Annotated in this window: 19 protein-coding genes; 14 read left to right on the top strand and 5 right to left on the bottom strand. The window is 31.8% G+C overall.

The window, feature by feature from the left end:
* Positions 1-198 precede the first annotated feature (198 nt).
* The 9 genes from BUB80_RS06975 (at position 199) to BUB80_RS06935 (ending at position 8,225) form a co-directional block, all read left to right on the top strand.
* On the top strand, positions 199-423 hold the full coding sequence (locus tag BUB80_RS06975) for a hypothetical protein (protein WP_073292180.1): 225 nt from the start codon (positions 199-201) through the stop codon (positions 421-423).
* 23 nt (positions 424-446) lie between these two features.
* Positions 447-752, top strand: a complete 306-nt coding sequence (locus tag BUB80_RS06970; RefSeq protein ID WP_139262577.1) for a hypothetical protein — start codon at positions 447-449, stop codon at positions 750-752.
* Between the two features lie 57 nt (positions 753-809).
* Positions 810-1,445, top strand: coding sequence for a hypothetical protein (locus tag BUB80_RS06965; RefSeq protein WP_073292176.1), 636 nt, complete (start codon positions 810-812; stop codon positions 1,443-1,445).
* A 67-nt stretch (positions 1,446-1,512) separates the two neighbouring features.
* On the top strand, positions 1,513-2,292 hold the full coding sequence (locus BUB80_RS06960) for a DUF2971 domain-containing protein (protein WP_083547094.1): 780 nt from the start codon (positions 1,513-1,515) through the stop codon (positions 2,290-2,292).
* 219 nt (positions 2,293-2,511) lie between these two features.
* Positions 2,512-3,468, top strand: a complete 957-nt coding sequence (locus BUB80_RS06955) for a hypothetical protein (protein WP_073292172.1) — start codon at positions 2,512-2,514, stop codon at positions 3,466-3,468.
* A 425-nt stretch (positions 3,469-3,893) separates the two neighbouring features.
* The gene (locus BUB80_RS23365) at positions 3,894-4,316 is read left to right on the top strand and encodes a hypothetical protein (protein WP_139262575.1); all 423 of its coding nucleotides are present in this window, start codon (positions 3,894-3,896) and stop codon (positions 4,314-4,316) included.
* Positions 4,317-4,783: 467 nt separating this feature from the next.
* Positions 4,784-5,245: a hypothetical protein gene (locus BUB80_RS06945; protein ID WP_073292169.1), complete on the top strand. Its 462-nt coding sequence runs from the start codon at positions 4,784-4,786 to the stop codon at positions 5,243-5,245.
* Positions 5,246-5,514: 269 nt separating this feature from the next.
* Positions 5,515-5,979, top strand: a complete 465-nt coding sequence (locus BUB80_RS06940; RefSeq protein WP_073292168.1) for a hypothetical protein — start codon at positions 5,515-5,517, stop codon at positions 5,977-5,979.
* 260 nt (positions 5,980-6,239) lie between these two features.
* Positions 6,240-8,225 (top strand): Ig-like domain-containing protein, encoded by a 1,986-nt coding sequence (locus tag BUB80_RS06935; protein WP_083547092.1) that lies wholly within the window; start codon positions 6,240-6,242, stop codon positions 8,223-8,225.
* Between the two features lie 682 nt (positions 8,226-8,907).
* Here BUB80_RS06935 and BUB80_RS06930 read toward each other — a convergent pair.
* Complete coding sequence (locus BUB80_RS06930; protein ID WP_073292166.1) at positions 8,908-9,723, bottom strand: AraC family transcriptional regulator; 816 nt, start codon at positions 9,721-9,723, stop codon at positions 8,908-8,910.
* 118 nt (positions 9,724-9,841) lie between these two features.
* Here BUB80_RS06930 and BUB80_RS06925 point away from each other — a divergent pair, with 118 nt between their 5' ends.
* The 5 genes from BUB80_RS06925 to BUB80_RS06900 all read left to right on the top strand — a co-directional run bounded on the left by BUB80_RS06925 (position 9,842) and on the right by BUB80_RS06900 (position 14,986).
* Complete coding sequence (locus BUB80_RS06925) at positions 9,842-10,402, top strand: sugar O-acetyltransferase (protein ID WP_073292164.1); 561 nt, start codon at positions 9,842-9,844, stop codon at positions 10,400-10,402.
* 10 nt (positions 10,403-10,412) lie between these two features.
* Positions 10,413-11,447: an alpha/beta hydrolase gene (locus BUB80_RS06920; RefSeq protein WP_073292162.1), complete on the top strand. Its 1,035-nt coding sequence runs from the start codon at positions 10,413-10,415 to the stop codon at positions 11,445-11,447.
* Between the two features lie 8 nt (positions 11,448-11,455).
* Positions 11,456-11,920 (top strand): cyclophilin-like fold protein, encoded by a 465-nt coding sequence (locus tag BUB80_RS06915; RefSeq protein ID WP_073292160.1) that lies wholly within the window; start codon positions 11,456-11,458, stop codon positions 11,918-11,920.
* Between the two features lie 968 nt (positions 11,921-12,888).
* Positions 12,889-14,283, top strand: a complete 1,395-nt coding sequence (locus tag BUB80_RS06905; protein WP_073292156.1) for a T9SS type A sorting domain-containing protein — start codon at positions 12,889-12,891, stop codon at positions 14,281-14,283.
* 277 nt (positions 14,284-14,560) lie between these two features.
* On the top strand, positions 14,561-14,986 hold the full coding sequence (locus BUB80_RS06900) for a transposase (RefSeq protein WP_073292154.1): 426 nt from the start codon (positions 14,561-14,563) through the stop codon (positions 14,984-14,986).
* Positions 14,987-15,142: 156 nt separating this feature from the next.
* On the opposite strand, the gene BUB80_RS06895 is transcribed toward BUB80_RS06900, so the two are convergent.
* The 4 genes from BUB80_RS06895 to BUB80_RS06880 are packed head-to-tail and all read right to left on the bottom strand — an operon-like array spanning position 15,143 to position 18,442.
* Positions 15,143-16,279 carry an NADH-dependent flavin oxidoreductase gene (locus tag BUB80_RS06895; protein ID WP_073292153.1) on the bottom strand — a complete coding sequence of 379 codons (1,137 nt, stop codon included), beginning with the start codon at positions 16,277-16,279 and terminating at the stop codon, positions 15,143-15,145.
* Positions 16,280-16,306: 27 nt separating this feature from the next.
* Positions 16,307-17,050: an SDR family oxidoreductase gene (locus BUB80_RS06890; protein WP_073292151.1), complete on the bottom strand. Its 744-nt coding sequence runs from the start codon at positions 17,048-17,050 to the stop codon at positions 16,307-16,309.
* A gap of 29 nt (positions 17,051-17,079) precedes the next feature.
* Positions 17,080-17,358, bottom strand: a complete 279-nt coding sequence (locus BUB80_RS06885; RefSeq protein ID WP_073292278.1) for a putative quinol monooxygenase — start codon at positions 17,356-17,358, stop codon at positions 17,080-17,082.
* A gap of 13 nt (positions 17,359-17,371) precedes the next feature.
* Entirely contained in the window at positions 17,372-18,442 is a 1,071-nt protein-coding gene (locus BUB80_RS06880; RefSeq protein WP_073292149.1) for an NADH:flavin oxidoreductase/NADH oxidase, read from the bottom strand.
* Positions 18,443-18,490: the final 48 nt, after the last annotated feature.

The raw sequence follows: 18,490 nt of genomic DNA, 5'->3' as shown, positions 1-18,490 counted from the left end.
CATAACAGCAGTTTGGCGAAATGGCGGTTTCAGTGCTAAATTCAACGGCAGTTCTTAGATTAAACTTTTGGGCAAAACTCAGTATTTTTACTTCGAAAGCCGCCACTTCGCCAAGCTGCAAACCGTTGTAATTGCTATTAAAATCTCAAAAAATGATAAATAGGAGAATAAAAAAATAATTAATAAAAAACAATATTTATGGATACTCCAATTAGAAAATTACTTTTAAGATCAAAAAACTTTAATCCAAACAGAGAAATGTTATTACCATTTCTTATGGACAATGCTTTAAATTTTCTTGAAGAAGAAAAGAATTTTATTAAACAAATATACAAAGATGCTTTAAAAGATAGTGGTCTAAACGATGCTCAAAAAGAATTAAAAGCAGAGTCGTACTATAGTGAAAATTACAATAATAAATAATCTAAAAACGATAAATAAATACAATGCATCTTAAAGATTTAACTAAGTCACAATTAAATTTGCTTTTTTGTTCTGCTATGGGTTGGCACAGCCAATTATCTACTACTGATGAATATTCTGTAGAAAAATTTGATAAATTCTGCGAACAAAAACTAAATTATGAATGGGAAGGAAACCTTTGGACTATTAGGTCTGATAAGGTTCAAATAGAAATTCACGAGAACTTATATTTTCGCTGTGGTCATATAGTGGGAACAGGAATTGGAGGAACTGCATTTGATTTAAAAGCAGTTTGTAAATGTTTGAGAGAATTTGGTTTTGAATTATAAATAATCTCAAAAAACGATTAAACTCTTAAAGTTTCTGTATACAAATTAAAAAGCAATATGAGTAAAAAAATTTCAAGAACTTTAATACTAAGTATAGAATATTCAGCTTTACTTGGTTCCATAATTTTGATTGTATATTCTATTATAAATTCTAATTGGGAAGTTACAGCTGCTGCCTTAGCGGTAGTTGCTGCAATTATTGCAAATTTCAATTCTCAACGTATTTCCTGGAAACAGGAAGATGAGTATGAAGCCGATATTGATATTAATTTTGATCTAAAGACAATTAGTAGAAAAGTATTGTTAGTAATTCAAAATACTGGCGGTAGTAGAGCTTATAAAGTGAACTTTGTTATTACACCAGAATTGAAAGTGGTTAATAATGAAATAATAAAAGACCGAAATCTAAATTTTATTGAGAAAAAAGAAAAAATACAATACAATGTATCTACTACTGCAGATATGTTTGCTCAAAATTTAAGTAATGAAAGACCCAAAAATTATACGGTGGAGTATTCATTTTCGCAAACTGAAAATGGAAAATTAATAAAGAAGCAGAAAACAATTTCTATTGAACATTACAGAAGGACAACATCACCTGATTCGGATTTAGAAGACTTTTATATAAAAAATGGTAATATTTCTGAAAAATTAGATAAATTAGAAAAAGCAATATTAAAAATTCGGAAATAAATAATTCTGTAATAAGATTTAAATTTTTAACATTATTAACAGAAACTGTCTCAAAAAACGATAAAAAATGTTTACAATTTCTAAAGATAAGATACAACTGGTAGAACAAATGATTAATCAAGGAAGTCTTCCTAAATATTTATATAAGTATTATGCACTTAATGAAAATACTGAAAAGGTAATTAATGAAAATTCAATTTGGTTTGGTAGTGCAAAAGATTTCAATGATCCATTTGATTGTCAATTAGTTTGTTTAAGTAATTATGAAGAAAATGATATTTTAAAATTTGTTAATTCTAATGGTACAACCAGCACTGAAAGAAAGATAATTTTAGATCAAATAAAACGTAATCCTACTTCTTTTAATAAAACAGTTCAGGATAAAGTTAGTGATTCTTCAAATAAAACTGGAATTACGTGTTTTACTACAACAAATTTAAATATTCTAATGTGGTCACACTATACTAACAAGCATCAAGGAATATGCTTAAAATTTGATTTATTAAGATCATTAGAAACATTCACTGTTCCTATTAAAGTATTATACAAAGCAGATTACCCAAAATTTAATTATCTTAAAAATCAGGAAGATCTTTTAGAATTTATGTTTCAGACAAAATCAGAGCATTGGAGTTACGAAGAAGAATATCGAGTAATTAAACCAAAAACTGGAACATACGATTTTGATAAAAAATCATTAGTTGAAATAACATTTGGCGCAAATTGTAAGGATGAAGATGTGAAAAAATATATTGATTTGCTTAAAATAAATAATTATAAACCAAATATAACTTACGCTATAATTGGTAAAAATAAGTTTGAACTGTTATTAAAAAATAAAAGATAGTATAGGCTTAAGTCAACCTACATGAAATATAAATTGAAGTTTTTATTTTAATTGAAAGATAACTAATATAAAGAAATCAAAATTTAATTACTGAATACAAAAATAAATATGAAATCTCAAAAAACGATGACAACACAAATAACAAAATAAAAAAAATTGTATCGTAGATAAATCTTTACCAAATGTTGTATAGTTTCGTTATTTTTGTGAAACGATTTTATGAAAACAATCTTCTTTTCATTCTTTATTTTACTGAATGTTGTTATGTACTCTCAGAACACATCCACTTCTTCAGACCGAATTTATTTTAATGTTGAAGATCTTAAATTTGATAACATTAAGGATGTTGAAATTGAGAATTTTAAGTTTGTAAATCCTACATTAAATCTTGATTATGGGGTGTACATCTTTCAGGTAAAGCCTTTTGAATTTTTACCTAAAAAAGGGGTAAAACAAATAAAAAAAATTTCAACATATATTAAGTATGCACACAATGGGGATAAGAATTTGTTTTCTTATGATCTATTTGATCAGGAAGGAAAAAAATACTTGACTAATGAACGAGGATATATTAATACCTACTATCATTATGATGAAAATAAACGTTTGAAAGAAAAAATCAGAGTCGTAAGAAACGATACCGTTTATCATAACAAATATCAGTTTAATCAAAAGAATCAACTTTTAGCATTATCTGAAACAGCTGTTGAATATGATCATCAAGATAGACCGATTCATTATAAAAACAGTAAAGCTCCTAATTCACCCTACAAAACACTTTTACTATATAATAAAAACAAAGTGAGGATTGAAGAGCGTGAAGGTGATCGGATATTGGGATTCAGAGAATTTTCTTATTCTGAAAATAATAATTTAATCAAAGAGAATTATAGAGATCGAACAGTTTTTAACAGTTACAATGATAAAAACCAAAAAATTAAGAGTGTCGCTTTCAGTAACAAAAATATGTACTGTATTGAGACTTTTGAATATAATGAAATGGGAGATCTCACTATGCACCGTTTTCGTTTCGCTGGTGACATCAAAAATGGAACAAAAGCTGAAAGTCGTTCGCAATATAAATACGATAAGTGGAACAACAAAATTTACGTACTTAGCGAAGGAGAAATCAATTCAATCACTACTGAACATTTTTATGAAATAGAATATTATTAATATTTAGGTTTAGATTTGGTTGTCAACAATATTTTCATAACAAAAAAAATTATTTAAGAATAATCTCAAAAAACGATACAAAAGGTTTATCGTAATTAAACTCATTAAACTTAAAGCTACCAATAAATTTCAAAACTTTTAGATAGAATAAATACGCTTTCAGAGGAATTGAAAAGTTTTCAAATCGGGAAATGTTCACTAAGTGATAACCCGGATATGCAAACAGCTTATTTATACTCATTTAAGGATTTGGCAAAACGGTTCGTAGCATCTTTGAAAAGATTAGATGATTTAAGGCTTACTAAAATGTTAGAGTCAATCAACTTAAACCCTAATTATATAACAGAAGCCTATGATCTTAAAGCAGAAATACAATCTGTTACCGACTAGACATTAAGACTTTTGACAAAAAAAAACGAAAATAATTGAAAATAGACTTTTTAGAATATCCTAAGACAATAAAAATATTGCTAGCAATTTATGTTTTAGGTTTTGCCATTGGGACAACCACTCATGTATTGGACTTGTTAAATCATGGCTTAATACTTAATAAAAATGTGCCTACGTGGAAAAACATATATTGGGTATCGTTAACTTTCTTAGATTTTTTAGCTATTATCTTAATTTTAAGAAGTATTGTGCCAGCTTTAATAATTTCTAATTTAATCATTGTTTCAGATATACTAATAAATACAAATTGGTTGACATTTGAAAGATTTGGAAATTCTGATGATTATAAAATAGTTTTACAAATAATCTTTGGAATTTATATATTATCAACGACTCCAATAATTTTACGACTGTATACCAAGTACAGAAAAAGTCACAGCACACAACATCAGGTTTGAATTATGCCGGGTGACGTGGTTCTTGAAAGTTTCTGCCTTTTAATTGCTTAGTGCTCGGGCGACAATGAAGTGCTTTTAATCGGACAAAATATAAACCTATAAACGTTGTACCATATTATCATTGAAAAAATTATTTAGAAAAGAAGCTTAAATCATTTTTGAATGAAGATTTAAGTAATGAAGAGAAAAAAAGTGTCAAAAATTTACTTGATGTAGAACCTGATAATGGGCTAAATTCTACAATATTTAGAATTAATAAAGACGTTAACCTATTTGAATATTGGACATTAAAAACGATACTTGTTTTAGGTATACTAAGTTGTGTTATTAAAATATTATTTGAAACTTTATAATCTCAAAAAACGATCAAATTAAATTTTTATATTAGTCGCATAAATAACTTATATAAATCAGATTGACGCAATTTGTAAATTTGAAAGTCATAATACATTTTAAAAAGACAGTTAATGAAAAAAAATATATTACGGAAAATTAAAATAGACAATGAGACTTATTTATGGAAAAGGTTGCATCTTCATTTAACAAATTATGAATACTCAAAATGCGTTGAAAAGGTTGTGATTTACCTTGAAGGACATAAAAAATCTCCACTTCAACTTTCGTTTCGAGAAGAGGATAATTTAACGCTTAAATCAGATATAGAAAAAGAGAAATGGCGCGTTGGTTATCCCGATGATGGAGTAATTTGGTTGTATAAGTATGAATCTCCTTTACCTAATAATAAACCATACCCTGTTAATGAGCAACAAACTGTTGATATCAATTTGAATCGGCCGGCTGTTATAGCCGAGCTAATTCGATATTTTCTTCATAAAGATTGGAAACCAAAAGAAAGTACAAGGCCATACATTATTGAAAATGCATTGAGATTCCTTGAGATAATTGCATTGCCTAAAGGTATAACATGAGTAACGAGAAACCTCATTTTATATTATTGTAACCTGGACGAGAGAATAAATGGCTTAATTATATGTAGTGATTAGAAATGTGATGCCTTAATCGCTACATTTATCCAATAGATAAATTATAAATAGTCAACTTCTTGTAGCTGAAAAACGTATCATAGACAAAAAATGCATCTCAAAAAACGATCAAATATCTCTTCAACCAGGTTTGAAGTGTTATTTGGTGAAATAAAATCTTATTTCAAATATTAAACAATAAATCCTTTTACATCATGGTAAAAAAAGCAACTAAAATATTAGTATTTTTTTTGATATTATTTTATGGGAACTGTATGAGTAGTGCTCAAACATTAAGAAATATAAAATATTTTAATAAAGATATTTTAAAAACTATTGACACTATAGGATATTATCAATGTATAGGAATTTATTTTTCAGATAAAAACTATAAAATAATTACAGAGCTTAGGAATGAAACATCTAGAATTTTAAAGTTTAAAGGAAACGGATATATAGAATCTAATACTGTTAAACCTAACCGTGAGGGGTACAATGGAATTTTATATTCTAAAAATGATAAATTAAAGATCGATTTAATTGGAGGAGCTTCTGATGGAAGTAAGATCATTAGAAGCTATAAATTAAAAATTGAAGGTAATAGGCTGCATCTTCTTGAAGATAATCCTTTTATGGGAAGTGAATTAATATATTATATTTATGAGCGAAAAGCTAATTGATCTAAAATTGATTGGTAGTACGATAATAAGTCCTTTTACTACATTGTAAACAAGAAATGTTTAGTGAAAAAAAATGATGATTAATTTGAGTCAAGAATCAACAAGTAATAGTAAATATCTCAAAAAACGATGGAATCGATTTGAGTTACCAGAAAAATACTTAAAATCAGGGCAGAAAATTTTCTTGTTTAGTTTTTACTTTGACTAATGTAAATTCTTAACAACTGATATATTTGCAAATTAAATAAAAAATTAACTATATGATAAAACAATCTTTACTCTTTTTTAGCATAATGACATCAATGATGTCTTACTCTCAATTAGCCTATCTTCCGTCTTACAGTTGGGGTGGAAATATTGGAGGGACTGGATACGACATTGCCGATCATGTTACAACAGATATTTATGGCGATGTTGTAGTATCAGGAAAATTTTCAGGCAATTCAGACTTTGATATTTCATCCTCTGCCAATAGTTATGTGAGCACTGGATCATCAGATGCCTTTGTGGCAAAATATTCCGGAAATGGTTCACTTAAATGGATGAAAGCTTTTGCATCCAATGCTACGTCAGATGGTACTCCTTATGTTAATTCAATGGCAACTGATTCATCTGGTAATATTTACTTAACTGGGCATTTTAACGGGAGTGTCGATTTTGACCCCAGCCCAACAGGAATAAAAATGCTTACTTCAAATGGAGATGCTGATATTTTTATAGCAAAATTGGACAGAAACGGAGTGCTTGTTTGGGCGGGCAGTATAGGAGGTATAGAGTATGACAGAGGGTTTGGAATTACTGTAGACAGTCTGGATAAAGTGTATGTAACTGGTAGCTTCAGAAAAACAGCTGATTTTGATATTACTCCCGGTATATTTAGTATGACAAGCGAATATATTGACACTTCCTTCATTTTGAAAATAGACAAAGATGCACAATTCATCTGGGCGAAGATGACGCAGGGAATGGGAAGTGATGTAGGAACTTCCATTGCTGTTGACTCTAATTTCAATGTCTTTGTTACAGGAAATAATAAAGGAGTAACTGATTTTGATCCAAGCCCTACAGGTGTTTTTAATCTTAGTTCATCTACAGGACAAGCGTACCTTCTAAAGCTTGACAGTAACGGAAATTTTGTTAATGCAGGGGTAACTACAGCCTCCAATCAAAGTAATTTAGCAAGGTCACAAAGAGTGAAAATTGATAGTAATAACAATGTTTTAATAACTGGCAGTTTTGGTGGTACTGTGGATTTTAACTTTGCCAACGCACAAAATTCCCTTATATCTTTTGGATTATATGGAATGACTGATGCTTACGTATTAAAGGTTGATAATAATTTAAATTATTTATGGGCGAAGAGCCTTGGAGTACAATTTGCTGATGGAGCCGATGGACTTGCAATTGATCAAAACAATAATGTGCTTGCAACAGGATATTTTGAAGGTATCATTGTAAATGATTATAGTGGCAGATATGGAGAAGAAGTTTTCACATGGGCTCTAGATCCATCAGGGAATCAGATTGACCTCGAAGATTATATAGGACCAGGTAGTGGCGACCGTGGATATGATATTTCAGTAGACAAATCCGGAAATATTTATACAGTCGGGCAATTCTACACACACCTTAAAGACATGACGATTTTTAATTATCCATCTGCAGGTAACAGTGACGGTTTCTTAATAAAACTTGGAAATGCAGTTGTACAACAACCTATTAATATGCCACCCACGGCTGTGTCGGATACCTTTACTCAAAACGGTAGCGGTGCAAACACTTTCAATATTCTTGCAAATGATCAAACTTTAGCTGGAACAACTTTGATTAGAATTGTATCGTATCCTCTCTACGGAACTTTGACGGTTAACAATAATGGAACAGTAACGTATACACCTACAGGATTAAATTGGATGAACGATAGCTTCAGCTACACCGTTGAGAATGGCAATGGGTTAGTTTCAAACGTTGCCACAGCAAATCTGATTTACGGAAATTTAAATGTAAACGAAGTAAATCTTGATCAAAAAACAAAGATTTTTCCAAACCCCGCTGAAACTAGTATTTCACTAACGTCCGTTTCAAAAATTCTTATGGCAGAAGTTTATGACTTATCAGGAAAGAAAATGTTTATTATAAAAGACTTTAAAACTATTGATGTTTCAACTCTATCCCCAGGAGTATATGTTTTAAAAGCTGAGACCATAGATGGACAATTTTTCAAAAAGACTTTTATTAAAAAATAATGCATTGATCTCTCTAAAATTAAAGAAGGCTGTTAAAAAAAACAGTCTTTTTTAATGTGTTTCGTATAGATAAGATCATATATTAATTACATTAAAAATGAGTTTGCAGTGAGGAAGAAACTAAATCTACAGAATGACAAATTAAGATTTATTAAAGTCAAGTCTATTAATTTATTTTAAGAATATTATTTGAAATGAAAATGATACTAAAACAAGTATATTCATTTCTTATTTGATGCATCATTATATTTTTGCTCATTATTACAAGCAGAATAAACTTATAAATAATTATACCTATATTCGGATTGAAATACAAATTCGTTAAATCAAAATAAATCTCAAAAAACGATTGAAATAATTCATAGAATTAAATTAGATATTCTAATAGAAGTTTAAAGCTGTTTTTGTTTACACTACAGTATAAAATATTTTAGCAAAATCTTCAACGTCATTCTTTCATTTTTTAAATTTATGCGTTTATCCAAATATGATAAATTTTAAATTAATGATTAGTAAATAGTTAATTGAAATTAAAACAACATTAGCGCAATTGTGTATAGTGCATATTGGCGCATTGTTTAAATTTGGACATTATAAGTTATGGTAATGCAACCACTAAAACCGACACTATAAGATTTGAACTGACAAGAGCTCGACAAAAAACACCGCAAATAAAATTATTTCATATCCGCTCTCTATATTCTTTCGGAGTTACACCGAGCAATTTTTTCACATAACGTGTGAAGAATGAACGGCTCGAAAAATCCATTTCATCGGCAATTTCAGAAATATTGAGGGTTTTGTTTTGCAATAGGAGCATTATCCGTTCTTTTGCATAACGCTGTATCCATTCAGAAGCTGTAATTCGGGTATTGACCTTGCAGATATAATTGAGATATTTGGGAGTGATGTTCAGCTTATCACTGTAAAATCGTACTTCTCGCTCTTGCATAGAATGTTCCTGCACCAATTGCAAAAAACGTTCGTATAATGTTCCGCTTTGAAAACTTCGTTTTCTTCTGTCGAGTTCATCTTCAAAAATGTGCCACATTTCCAACAAGAAAATTTGCATCTGGAGTTTCAATATTTCTTCATAAAATCGATGGTTTGTTTCTTGTGATTTTTCATAAAGCAACTGGAAATTTTTTAAGATTTTCTCTTTGTCATTTTTATTAGGGTGTAAAATCGGATTTTCTCTGGAATGGATTATACTGTCGATACTCGCATTGGCACTTGGTACATTTGACGATAATAAGTCACTGTCCACAAAAAGCAAGGTTGCTTTGAAATTTGCTGAAAAAGATAAATCCGAAACATCAAGACCTGCTAACCAAAAGATAAATTCCCCCTTTTTACATTGATATTGCTTATCATTAAACATAAATTTCACAGTTCCACTTTGACAATAAACATGCGTGTGAAACCGGGTTTGAAAATCTTCGGGAAATTCAGCCGTTGATGCGGTTTTATAGAGGATAACTTTTTGATTTTCCGACATTGTTTATTTAAATAAAAATACTTAAACAAAAATAGGCAATATTTGACATTAATTACGCCATTAATGTAATAAAACGCTTTTTAAATGCTATTAACTTTGCTATATTAATTAAAAGGCAATGCAGACAACAGATATTTTTGAAAGGTTACGCAATGGAGAAATCATTTTGCCAAACGACCCGGATGGTTATAAAATGCGTGAAGCTTCTTTTGTTACAAAAAAATTGTTGGTTCAAATGAATAATGCAACTGAACCAGAATCAATCAGACGTTTTTTAAGTCAAATTACAGAGACTGAAATTGACGAAAGCGTAACCGTTTTTATGCCTTTGCATATCAATTATGGAAGACATACTAAAATCGGCAAAAATGTGTTTATCAATTTTGATTGCGTTTTCCTCGATTTGGGCGGAATTACGATCGAAGACAATGTATTAATTGCTCCGAAAGTAAGTTTATTAACCGAAGGACATCCAACCTCCATTGAAGACCGACATTCTTTAATTCCAAAACCTATTCACATTAAAAAGAACGCCTGGATTGGTGCAAATGCTACGATTTTGCAAGGGGTAACTATTGGCGAAAATGCAGTTGTAGCCGCAGGTTCGGTTGTTTCAAAAGATGTTCCCGATAATACGATTGTGGGCGGAATTCCTGCAAAAATTTTAAAAACAATTTAATTCAGTTAAAATGAAAAATATACTTCTAATTACAATGCTATTCCTGATAACAGGACAAGTATTTGCACAGAACGTACAATCAGAAAAAATGAAAACAACAGAACATTATACTTTTAAATTAAGCGATAAAGTAACCCGACAAAAAGTAAGTTTTAAAAACCGTTATGGAATTACGCTTTCAGGCGATTTATATCTTCCAAAAAATATAACACCTGAAAAATTATCAGCTTTGGCAATCAGTGGACCTTTCGGAGCAGTTAAGGAACAGTCATCTGGTTTGTACGCCAATCAAATGGCAGAACGTGGTTTTGCAGTAATTGCATTCGACCCATCTTACACAGGTGAAAGTGGAGGCGAACCTCGTAATCTTGCTTCACCAGAAATAAATACAGAAGATTTTAGTGCGGCAGTTGATTTTTTAGGTTTGCAAAAAAATGTGGATAGAAACAAAATCGGCATCATCGGTATTTGTGGTTTTGGAGGTTTTGCTTTGAACGCTACTGCAATAGATAAACGTATAAAAGCGGTGGCTACTTTAACAATGTACGATATGACCAGAGTGATGTCTAAAGGCTATAATGATGCAGTAACTTTAGAACAACGCACAAAAACGTTAGAACAATTAGGCGAACAACGTTGGAGAGACGCAGAAACAGGAACATTTGCTTATGGAGAAGAATACAATAAAACACCGAAGGAAAACGACCCACAATTTTTAAAAGAATATTACGACTATTATCGCACTGTGAGAGGCTATCACGAGCGTTCGGTAAATTCAGGAAATTCCTGGACCGCAACCACACCTTTATCTTTTATGAATATGCTTATCTTGAGCTACATCAAAGAAATTTCGCCAAGACCGATTTTGATTATTGCAGGAGAAAAAGCACACTCAAGATATTTTAGCGAAACCGCATTCCAAAACGCCAATGAACCAAAGGAATTGGTCATTGTTCCGAATGCTGTTCACGTTGATTTGTATGATAATATGAGAATAATTCCGTTCGATAAATTAGAAAGTTTTTTTAAAACTAATTTAAAATAATACTGATTATGAAATATTCATTTTTAATCATCCTCACTTTTGTTTCAGCTCTTTTTTGCAGTGCAGCATCTTGCAACAAAAACGATGACAATCATTCCATCAAAAATAGCAACACAATGACCAACGGAAAAATAAAAATCACAGTCAACTCTAAAACTTTTATCGCTACACTTTTAGATAATAATTCCGCAAAAGCATTTAAAGAAATGTTGCCTTTAACCATCAATATGGCTGAGTTAAACGGAAACGAAAAGTATTATGATCTCCCAACTAGTCTGCCTGTCAATTCTTCCAATCCCGGAACAATAAAAAATGGCGATTTGATGTTGTACGGCTCAAAAACTTTGGTCCTTTTCTACAAATCTTTTTCTACGTCATACAGCTACACGAAATTAGGAACTGTGGATGATGTAACAGGTTTAGCATCTGATCTAGGTTCGGGAAATGTAACAGTAACTTTTGAATTGGAGTAGCGGGAAAAATCTAAACTAGAATAGCCACAGCCTATAACAAGGTATTGGCAATATTGGGGCTGAAGTGCAAACTTCAGCTTTTGTACATTAGCTGAACTGAAGTACTTCGATTGCCCCACCATCACAAAGCCCATGCCTGTTAATAACCAAGTTTTCGTTGGTCTTTTAAAGCCAACAATGAAAACTCTGTTGAATGGGAGTTTCAGTAGCTTTATGGATTTCTCGCAGAAGGATTTTAAAGAGATAGGAGATATTATTTTAAGAAGAGTGTCTTTTTTGATGGGTGATTTAGGAGTTTTTCTTGTTTTTATAAAGGTGTAGTTCAATAAGGATTTTGCAATAGCCGATCGAAACCGTAAAGTTCAACGGCAGTTCTTCGATTAAGCTTTTGTGCAAAATTGAAAATTTGTGCTTCGATTGCCCAACCATCATAAAGTCCAGAAACGATAACTATGGAGATAACTACAGTCTCAAAAAATGATAGGATGGAAAAAATTATCGATACTATAGAACTTAAAATTGATACACTTCAATTATTAATGCAATTTAGAATGCCGACAAGTAAGAAAAAATAAATTTCAGAAACGCTTGAAATATTTCAAAAAAAATTGCTCGAACAAATGGAAATTATTAGCAGCTTCAATCTAAAATAATCTCAAAAAACGATTAATAGTCTGTAATTATTCACATAGGTACACTCTAATAGAGTTTTTGATTAATAATTTCTTACTCAAAAAAAAATCATATTTTTGCAAGCAAATTAATAACCAGAAAATTTATAATTTATGAGACATTTACTATTACTGGCATTTTGTTCAGCAGGTTTGTTTTATGGACAAAATGGGTAAGTAGATTTAACTTTTGGCACTAACGGAGTACGTTTTGACGCACCGGTTGGCAGCCCAAATATCCAAGTTACAAATGATGGCAAAGTTTTTTTAATGGTTAATAACCAAATAAAAAAACTCATGAATAACGGTACACTGGATACTTCTTTTGGCAATATGGGAGTTTTTTCAAATCCAAAACCCTATACCAGCATACATCTCTACTCTAATGGAAAATTGTTAACACGCGAAGCTTACAGTGCCTATACTTCCAGAGTAAAAAGGTTAAATACTGATGGCAGTACAGACACTACATTTGGTACTTCAGCAGACTACAATGTCGACTTTAGTAATTCAGGATGCTTTCCCGCGCCCTGTATAGAGAGCCCGCGTGTTCAGCTCTCTAACAATAACAACAGTGACACTTTTTTCATTTTGGCAAGTGACGGGTATTACATGGGAGGTCGTGGTGTTGTCATGTTAAAAAATGAAACAGGTACTACAGGCTTTACCATTTCACCAGTGTATGTCCCTTCAGTATATGGAGGAACAGGAATTCATGTAGGTACCGGTGCAGGAAAAATCTTTAAATCTTCTGATGGAAATTACTTTGTTGGTGGCGGTGTGTATAAAATTAATAATAATTCAGGTGTTAGTCATAGTGAGGGTACAAAGGCATTTGTAAACAAGTATTTTTCTCAGGGTGTTCTAAATAGCAGTTTTAATTTTACTGCTCCTCAGGGATCAAGCTCTGGCAGCAATGCCGGTGTAGATTATTATATGGATGCACAGGACAGCATTTATACACTGGCTGTAGACAATGGTTATAGCACCGGAGCGTCACTGTACTATTACCGAATCTATAAAACAGATAAGTTTGGCAATGTAGACCCTTATTTTGGCAATACCACTTTTTCGGGGTATCTGAATGTTTCTGCAGCTTTGTCATCTATAACTGGGTATAAAACCAATTTTCAAAGAATGTTTATACAGCCGGACGGTAAAATCTTATTAATAGGGAACGCAACCTATATCATAAATTCCACGACCACTCAGGATAAAGAAATAATATTAGCCCGTTTTAATACCAATGGTACGCTAGACAACACATTTGGAACAAATGGCTATGTTAAGTATGATATTGATCCTACAGCTAATGAAACTTTTATAGATGCAGGAACAAATTCTGATATGACAGAAATCTATGTAAGTGCAAATCTTACCAACCCAACAACTTATTCCTTTATTAAAACGGCTATAGTAAAGTTTAATAGCAATTCCACCGTGTTATCTACTAAAGAAGCTTCTCCTATTCAGCAGGATTTATTATTCTATCCTAATCCTGTAAAGGATGTTCTACAATTCAATACTGAAGGAAAAGTAACGATTTATGATATGAACGGGAAACTGGTACTATCAAAAGACGATGTAGATGGAAAAAAAGGCATTAATGTTTCTGAGCTGATACGTGGAAACTACCTTATTCAAGTAAAAAATACAAAAGAAACGTATAGTTCTAAGTTTATTAAAAACTGATTTTTTTTAAAATAAAGTTCAAACAAAAAAGTTCTCTACATTTTGGAGGACTTTTTTCGTTCGGAAATTAACTTAAAGTTTTCATATATACGTTAGAAGGTATTTTAAGAATTTTATATTTGCAACATTTTTAAAGTATCAAATAAAGATTCCTCTCATAGCTATTTCAACTAAAATTTTGATAAAACGAAATGTTTTTTTTAATAAGTAGCTGGACAATGATATTTTACTTATTCTTACTTTTAAGGTACAGTTTTAATAATAAATTATTTAACAAATGTTATACAAAGAGATACATCCAGGAGAACTCATTAAAGAAAGAGTTGCAGAACAAGAGATTTCAATAGAAAGAATTTGTATTTTTTTGAGTAAAGAAGAAGATATTGTTGAACAATTGTACACCAACAAATCTATGGATACAGAGCTTCTTTTAAGATGGTGTAAATTATTAGAATATGATTTTTTTAGAATTTACAGTTCGCATCTTATCTTATATGCACCTCCTTCAGCAGTTAATAAAAATCATAATAAATCTGAAAAAATTCCCTATTTCAGAAAAAACATATATACTCAGGAAATTAAAGATTTTATTCTTAAAAGAATACTTTCCGGTGAAATGACTCAGAGTGAGATAATTAAAGAATATCCAATACCAAAGAGTACACTCCACCGTTGGTTACAGAAAAATAATAACATTGATTAATAAAAAAGACTGCTTAAAAAAAATCGTAGATCTTTATAAACTTTGATTATGTTGATAAACATTTTTAAACAATAATTCTTTTAAGAAAGTAAAGGAACACTACTTAAAATTCATAAAATTATTTTTAATAATCTTTAATTAATTCTTTATTCTCCACTAGTCCTCTATAGAAACCCATCCTTTTAGATCCTCAAATATAACTATCAATTTCGCTGGTATTTTCTTATCTTCAACTGTATTAAGTTTAAGAATTGAATCTATTTTTTCTTCTTCCCCACTTTCAACTAATTCTACCCAATTTGGATTAATAATCAAAGTTCTGCCTATGGCTACCATAGAAACGCCATAATCTAAAACCTGATCGGCCATCGCTGGTGTTGTAACACTTCCGGCAACAAGAACAGGAACTCTGTTATTAACATAATTGTTTAATACAACTGATATTGGCTTATCTGAAAATTCTGAATTAATTGGTTTCTGATTGACAGCATCCAGAAGAGAGAAATGTAGATAATCGAGGTTTTCTTCAATCAATTTATCCATTAAAATAAAAGTATCTGGAAGTCCATAGGTTTGCTGAGGAAATTCTTCAGGTGAAATTCTGTACCCTATTAAAAAAGGACGGTCAGCAAATTTTGAAACTATATTTTTCACCTCTCTTAAAATTTCCAAGCTCAGTCGTAAACGATTTTCCAGAGAACCTCCCCATTGATCATTTCTATTATTGAAAAACGGAGATATAAAATTTTGAAGTAAAAATCCGTGAGCTCCGTGAATTTCAACACCATCAAAACCTGCTTCGATTGCTCTTCTCGTTGTATCACCAAACGCTTTTATCATTTCTAGAATTTCATTTTCACTCAATTCTTTCGGAAGATTTTCTTTTTCAGAAAGCAGTATCGGTCCACTTGAAACCTCGCTTGCGCTTACCACTTCGCCGTTTGGTATGAGACCAGGAATTGCTTTGTTTCCAGCGTGAAACATCTGTAAAATCGCTGGTGCTCCTCCGCTCTTTGCTGCATTGGCCAACTTTTTCAGACTTGGAAGAAAAGTATCATCATATCCTGCAAATTCGTGGGTAAATCCAATTCCATTTGCCAATACATGAGTACATCCTGTAATCACCAATCCTACCCCATTTACCCTTTTCTGGTAATATTCGACTTCTTCATCAGAAATGGTATAATCTTCGTTAGATGCCCACGTAGTCATTGGTGACATCACCAATCTATTGTTTAAACTAATTCCGTTATTAAATACTAAGGGAGAAAATAGTTTGCTATATTTATTCATAACTTAAAATTCTATTTTTATTAAATATTACCAGTCTTGCAGCGTTGGGCTGATTACAATATCATTAACGCTAACATTATCAGGCTGATTAAAGGCAAATAACACTGCATTAGCAATGTCTTCAGGCTCAATAGCCTGCTTATTTAATTCGGCCGCAATTTCTGCCCCTTCTCTGTTGGTCACTTTATCTGCCCATCCTGTATTGATTACTCCCGGACTAATTAGGCTAATTTTAATTCCTTTGTGAACGGAAACTTCTTTTCTTAAACTTTCAGTGATTGCTCGTACAAAAAATTTGGTTCCATGGTAGATACCTGCTCCTTCATTGATATTGATACCTGCAACAGATCCCATATTCAGGATATGACCTGATTTCTGCTCCAATAATTTGGGAAGAACTGCTGCGATAGTATTTAAATATCCTTTAATATTGGTGTCGATCATTGCATTCCATTCGGAAATTGCTAAATCTTTCCATTTTGAAAATAACATCAAACCTGCGTTATTAATCAAATTATCTACCCTTCCAAACTTCTCAATCGTAAAGGCTACCATTGCATTCATCTGGACAATATCAGTTACGTCGGCAACAAATATTTCGGCTTTACCTCCTTCATTTTCGATCTGCTGTTTAACTTTTTCTATTTTATCATCAGCTCTGGATACCAAAACAATGCTGGTTCCGGCTTTAGCTAATTTTAATGCTGTTGCTGCGCCAATTCCTGAAGATGCTCCGGTAATAATGGTTACAGACTCATTTAATTTTTTCATATTTCTAAAAATTTATAAATGTTGATTTTTTACTTTGATCGATAAAGAATGGGATGCTCCTGTAACTTGTCGAATGCTGCAAAAAACTCTTTTGAATACAGTTGCTCATTATGGAGACTTAAACCATCTAGACTTTCCCATTTTTCATTAAGGATAAAAGTATTTTCATCATCAAGACTTTGGTGAACATCATATTGGATGCAGGAATCTTCTTTCTTGGATAATTCTGGGAGACTATATAATAACGTTTTGACTTCTTGCTGATACTCAGGCTTTGCCTTTACAACAACGGTTAAATAAATACTCATAAGTTTGTTTAGATTAAAATGCCAATTCATAAGGTTTAGGTACAGGGATTTCCGAACGAAGTTGTTTTGCGGCTTCTAAAGGAAAATAAGGATTTCTCAAAAGTTCACGACCTATAAAAATAAGATCGGCATCGCCATTGGTCAAGATCGTTTCGGCTTGATGTACGTTGGTAATCATACCTACCGTTCCTACCAATAATTGATCTCTTAATTCACGTTTAATCGTACTTGCAAAAGGTAATTGATAACCGGAACCTACCGTAATTTTAGCATTAGGAACTGTACCTCCAGAAGAGACATCAATAATATCAATTCCTTTCTCTGATAATTTTTTGCTTAGCCAAACTGAATCTTCAATATTCCATCCTTCTTCCATCCAATCTGTAGCGGAAATACGAACGGCAATCGGAAGTTCTGAAGGCCATACGGCTTTTACTTTATCTATAATTTCAAATAAAAACCTTGCCCTGTTTTGAATGATTCCGCCATAATGATCGGTTCTTTTGTTTGGAATAGGAGATAGAAATTCATTAATGAGATAACCGTGGGCACTATGAATTTCAATCAGTTCAAAACCAGCTTTTAAAGCTCTCACAGCTGCATCTACAAAAGCCTGTTGAATCTCTTCTATATCCTGCAGAGTCATCTCTCGGGGCGTTTGCATTTCTGGTGAAAATGCAATGGCAGAAGGTGCAATGACTTCCCATCCATTTTCTTCGTTGGGCATTAATGGGTGACTTTCACGTCCTGAAGCCCAAGTACTTCCTTTTCTACCGGCGTGCGCTAATTGAATAGCAGGAACACTTCCTGTACTTTTTATAAATGACGTTATTCTAGTAAGCATTTCAACATGTTCATCTTTCCAGATTCCCAAATCGCCAACCCCAATGCGCCCGTCAGCTCTTACGGCTGTTGCTTCCAGCATTACCGCACCCGCTCCTCCCATTGCTCTGGAACCATAATGAACCAAGTGCCAATCACTTGCAAACCCATCGTGGGCCATATACATACACATGGGTGAGTTGATAATTCTATTTCTAAACGTAACTGATTTGACAGTCAACGGACTGAATAATTTTGACATATCTAACTTTTTAAACGCAAACTTCCACTGGAAGCGGTTTGGTGCTCC

The sequence above is a fragment of the Chryseobacterium polytrichastri genome (assembly GCF_900142445.1).
Taxonomy (GTDB): domain Bacteria; phylum Bacteroidota; class Bacteroidia; order Flavobacteriales; family Weeksellaceae; genus Chryseobacterium; species Chryseobacterium polytrichastri.
Note: the sequence above shows the minus strand (reverse complement) of the source record. Positions and strands in the feature narration are given on the sequence as shown.

Excerpts from the sequence above, each read along its gene's own strand:
- BUB80_RS06885 (WP_073292278.1), bottom strand. The coding sequence starts at position 17,358 with ATGAGTATTTATTTAACCGTTGTTGTAAAGGCAAAGCCTGAGTATCAG.
- BUB80_RS06930 (WP_073292166.1), bottom strand. The coding sequence starts at position 9,723 with ATGTCGGAAAATCAAAAAGTTATCCTCTATAAAACCGCATCAACGGCT.
- BUB80_RS06905 (WP_073292156.1), top strand. The coding sequence starts at position 12,889 with ATGAATAACGGTACACTGGATACTTCTTTTGGCAATATGGGAGTTTTT.
- BUB80_RS06880 (WP_073292149.1), bottom strand. The coding sequence starts at position 18,442 with ATGTCAAAATTATTCAGTCCGTTGACTGTCAAATCAGTTACGTTTAGA.
- BUB80_RS06890 (WP_073292151.1), bottom strand. The coding sequence starts at position 17,050 with ATGAAAAAATTAAATGAGTCTGTAACCATTATTACCGGAGCATCTTCA.
- BUB80_RS06960 (WP_083547094.1), top strand. The coding sequence starts at position 1,513 with ATGTTTACAATTTCTAAAGATAAGATACAACTGGTAGAACAAATGATT.
- BUB80_RS06965 (WP_073292176.1), top strand. The coding sequence starts at position 810 with ATGAGTAAAAAAATTTCAAGAACTTTAATACTAAGTATAGAATATTCA.
- BUB80_RS06935 (WP_083547092.1), top strand. The coding sequence starts at position 6,240 with ATGATAAAACAATCTTTACTCTTTTTTAGCATAATGACATCAATGATG.
- BUB80_RS06900 (WP_073292154.1), top strand. The coding sequence starts at position 14,561 with ATGTTATACAAAGAGATACATCCAGGAGAACTCATTAAAGAAAGAGTT.
- BUB80_RS06915 (WP_073292160.1), top strand. The coding sequence starts at position 11,456 with ATGAAATATTCATTTTTAATCATCCTCACTTTTGTTTCAGCTCTTTTT.
- BUB80_RS06955 (WP_073292172.1), top strand. The coding sequence starts at position 2,512 with ATGAAAACAATCTTCTTTTCATTCTTTATTTTACTGAATGTTGTTATG.
- BUB80_RS06975 (WP_073292180.1), top strand. The coding sequence starts at position 199 with ATGGATACTCCAATTAGAAAATTACTTTTAAGATCAAAAAACTTTAAT.
- BUB80_RS06970 (WP_139262577.1), top strand. The coding sequence starts at position 447 with ATGCATCTTAAAGATTTAACTAAGTCACAATTAAATTTGCTTTTTTGT.
- BUB80_RS06945 (WP_073292169.1), top strand. The coding sequence starts at position 4,784 with ATGAAAAAAAATATATTACGGAAAATTAAAATAGACAATGAGACTTAT.
- BUB80_RS06940 (WP_073292168.1), top strand. The coding sequence starts at position 5,515 with ATGGTAAAAAAAGCAACTAAAATATTAGTATTTTTTTTGATATTATTT.
- BUB80_RS06925 (WP_073292164.1), top strand. The coding sequence starts at position 9,842 with ATGCAGACAACAGATATTTTTGAAAGGTTACGCAATGGAGAAATCATT.
- BUB80_RS06895 (WP_073292153.1), bottom strand. The coding sequence starts at position 16,279 with ATGAATAAATATAGCAAACTATTTTCTCCCTTAGTATTTAATAACGGA.
- BUB80_RS06920 (WP_073292162.1), top strand. The coding sequence starts at position 10,413 with ATGAAAAATATACTTCTAATTACAATGCTATTCCTGATAACAGGACAA.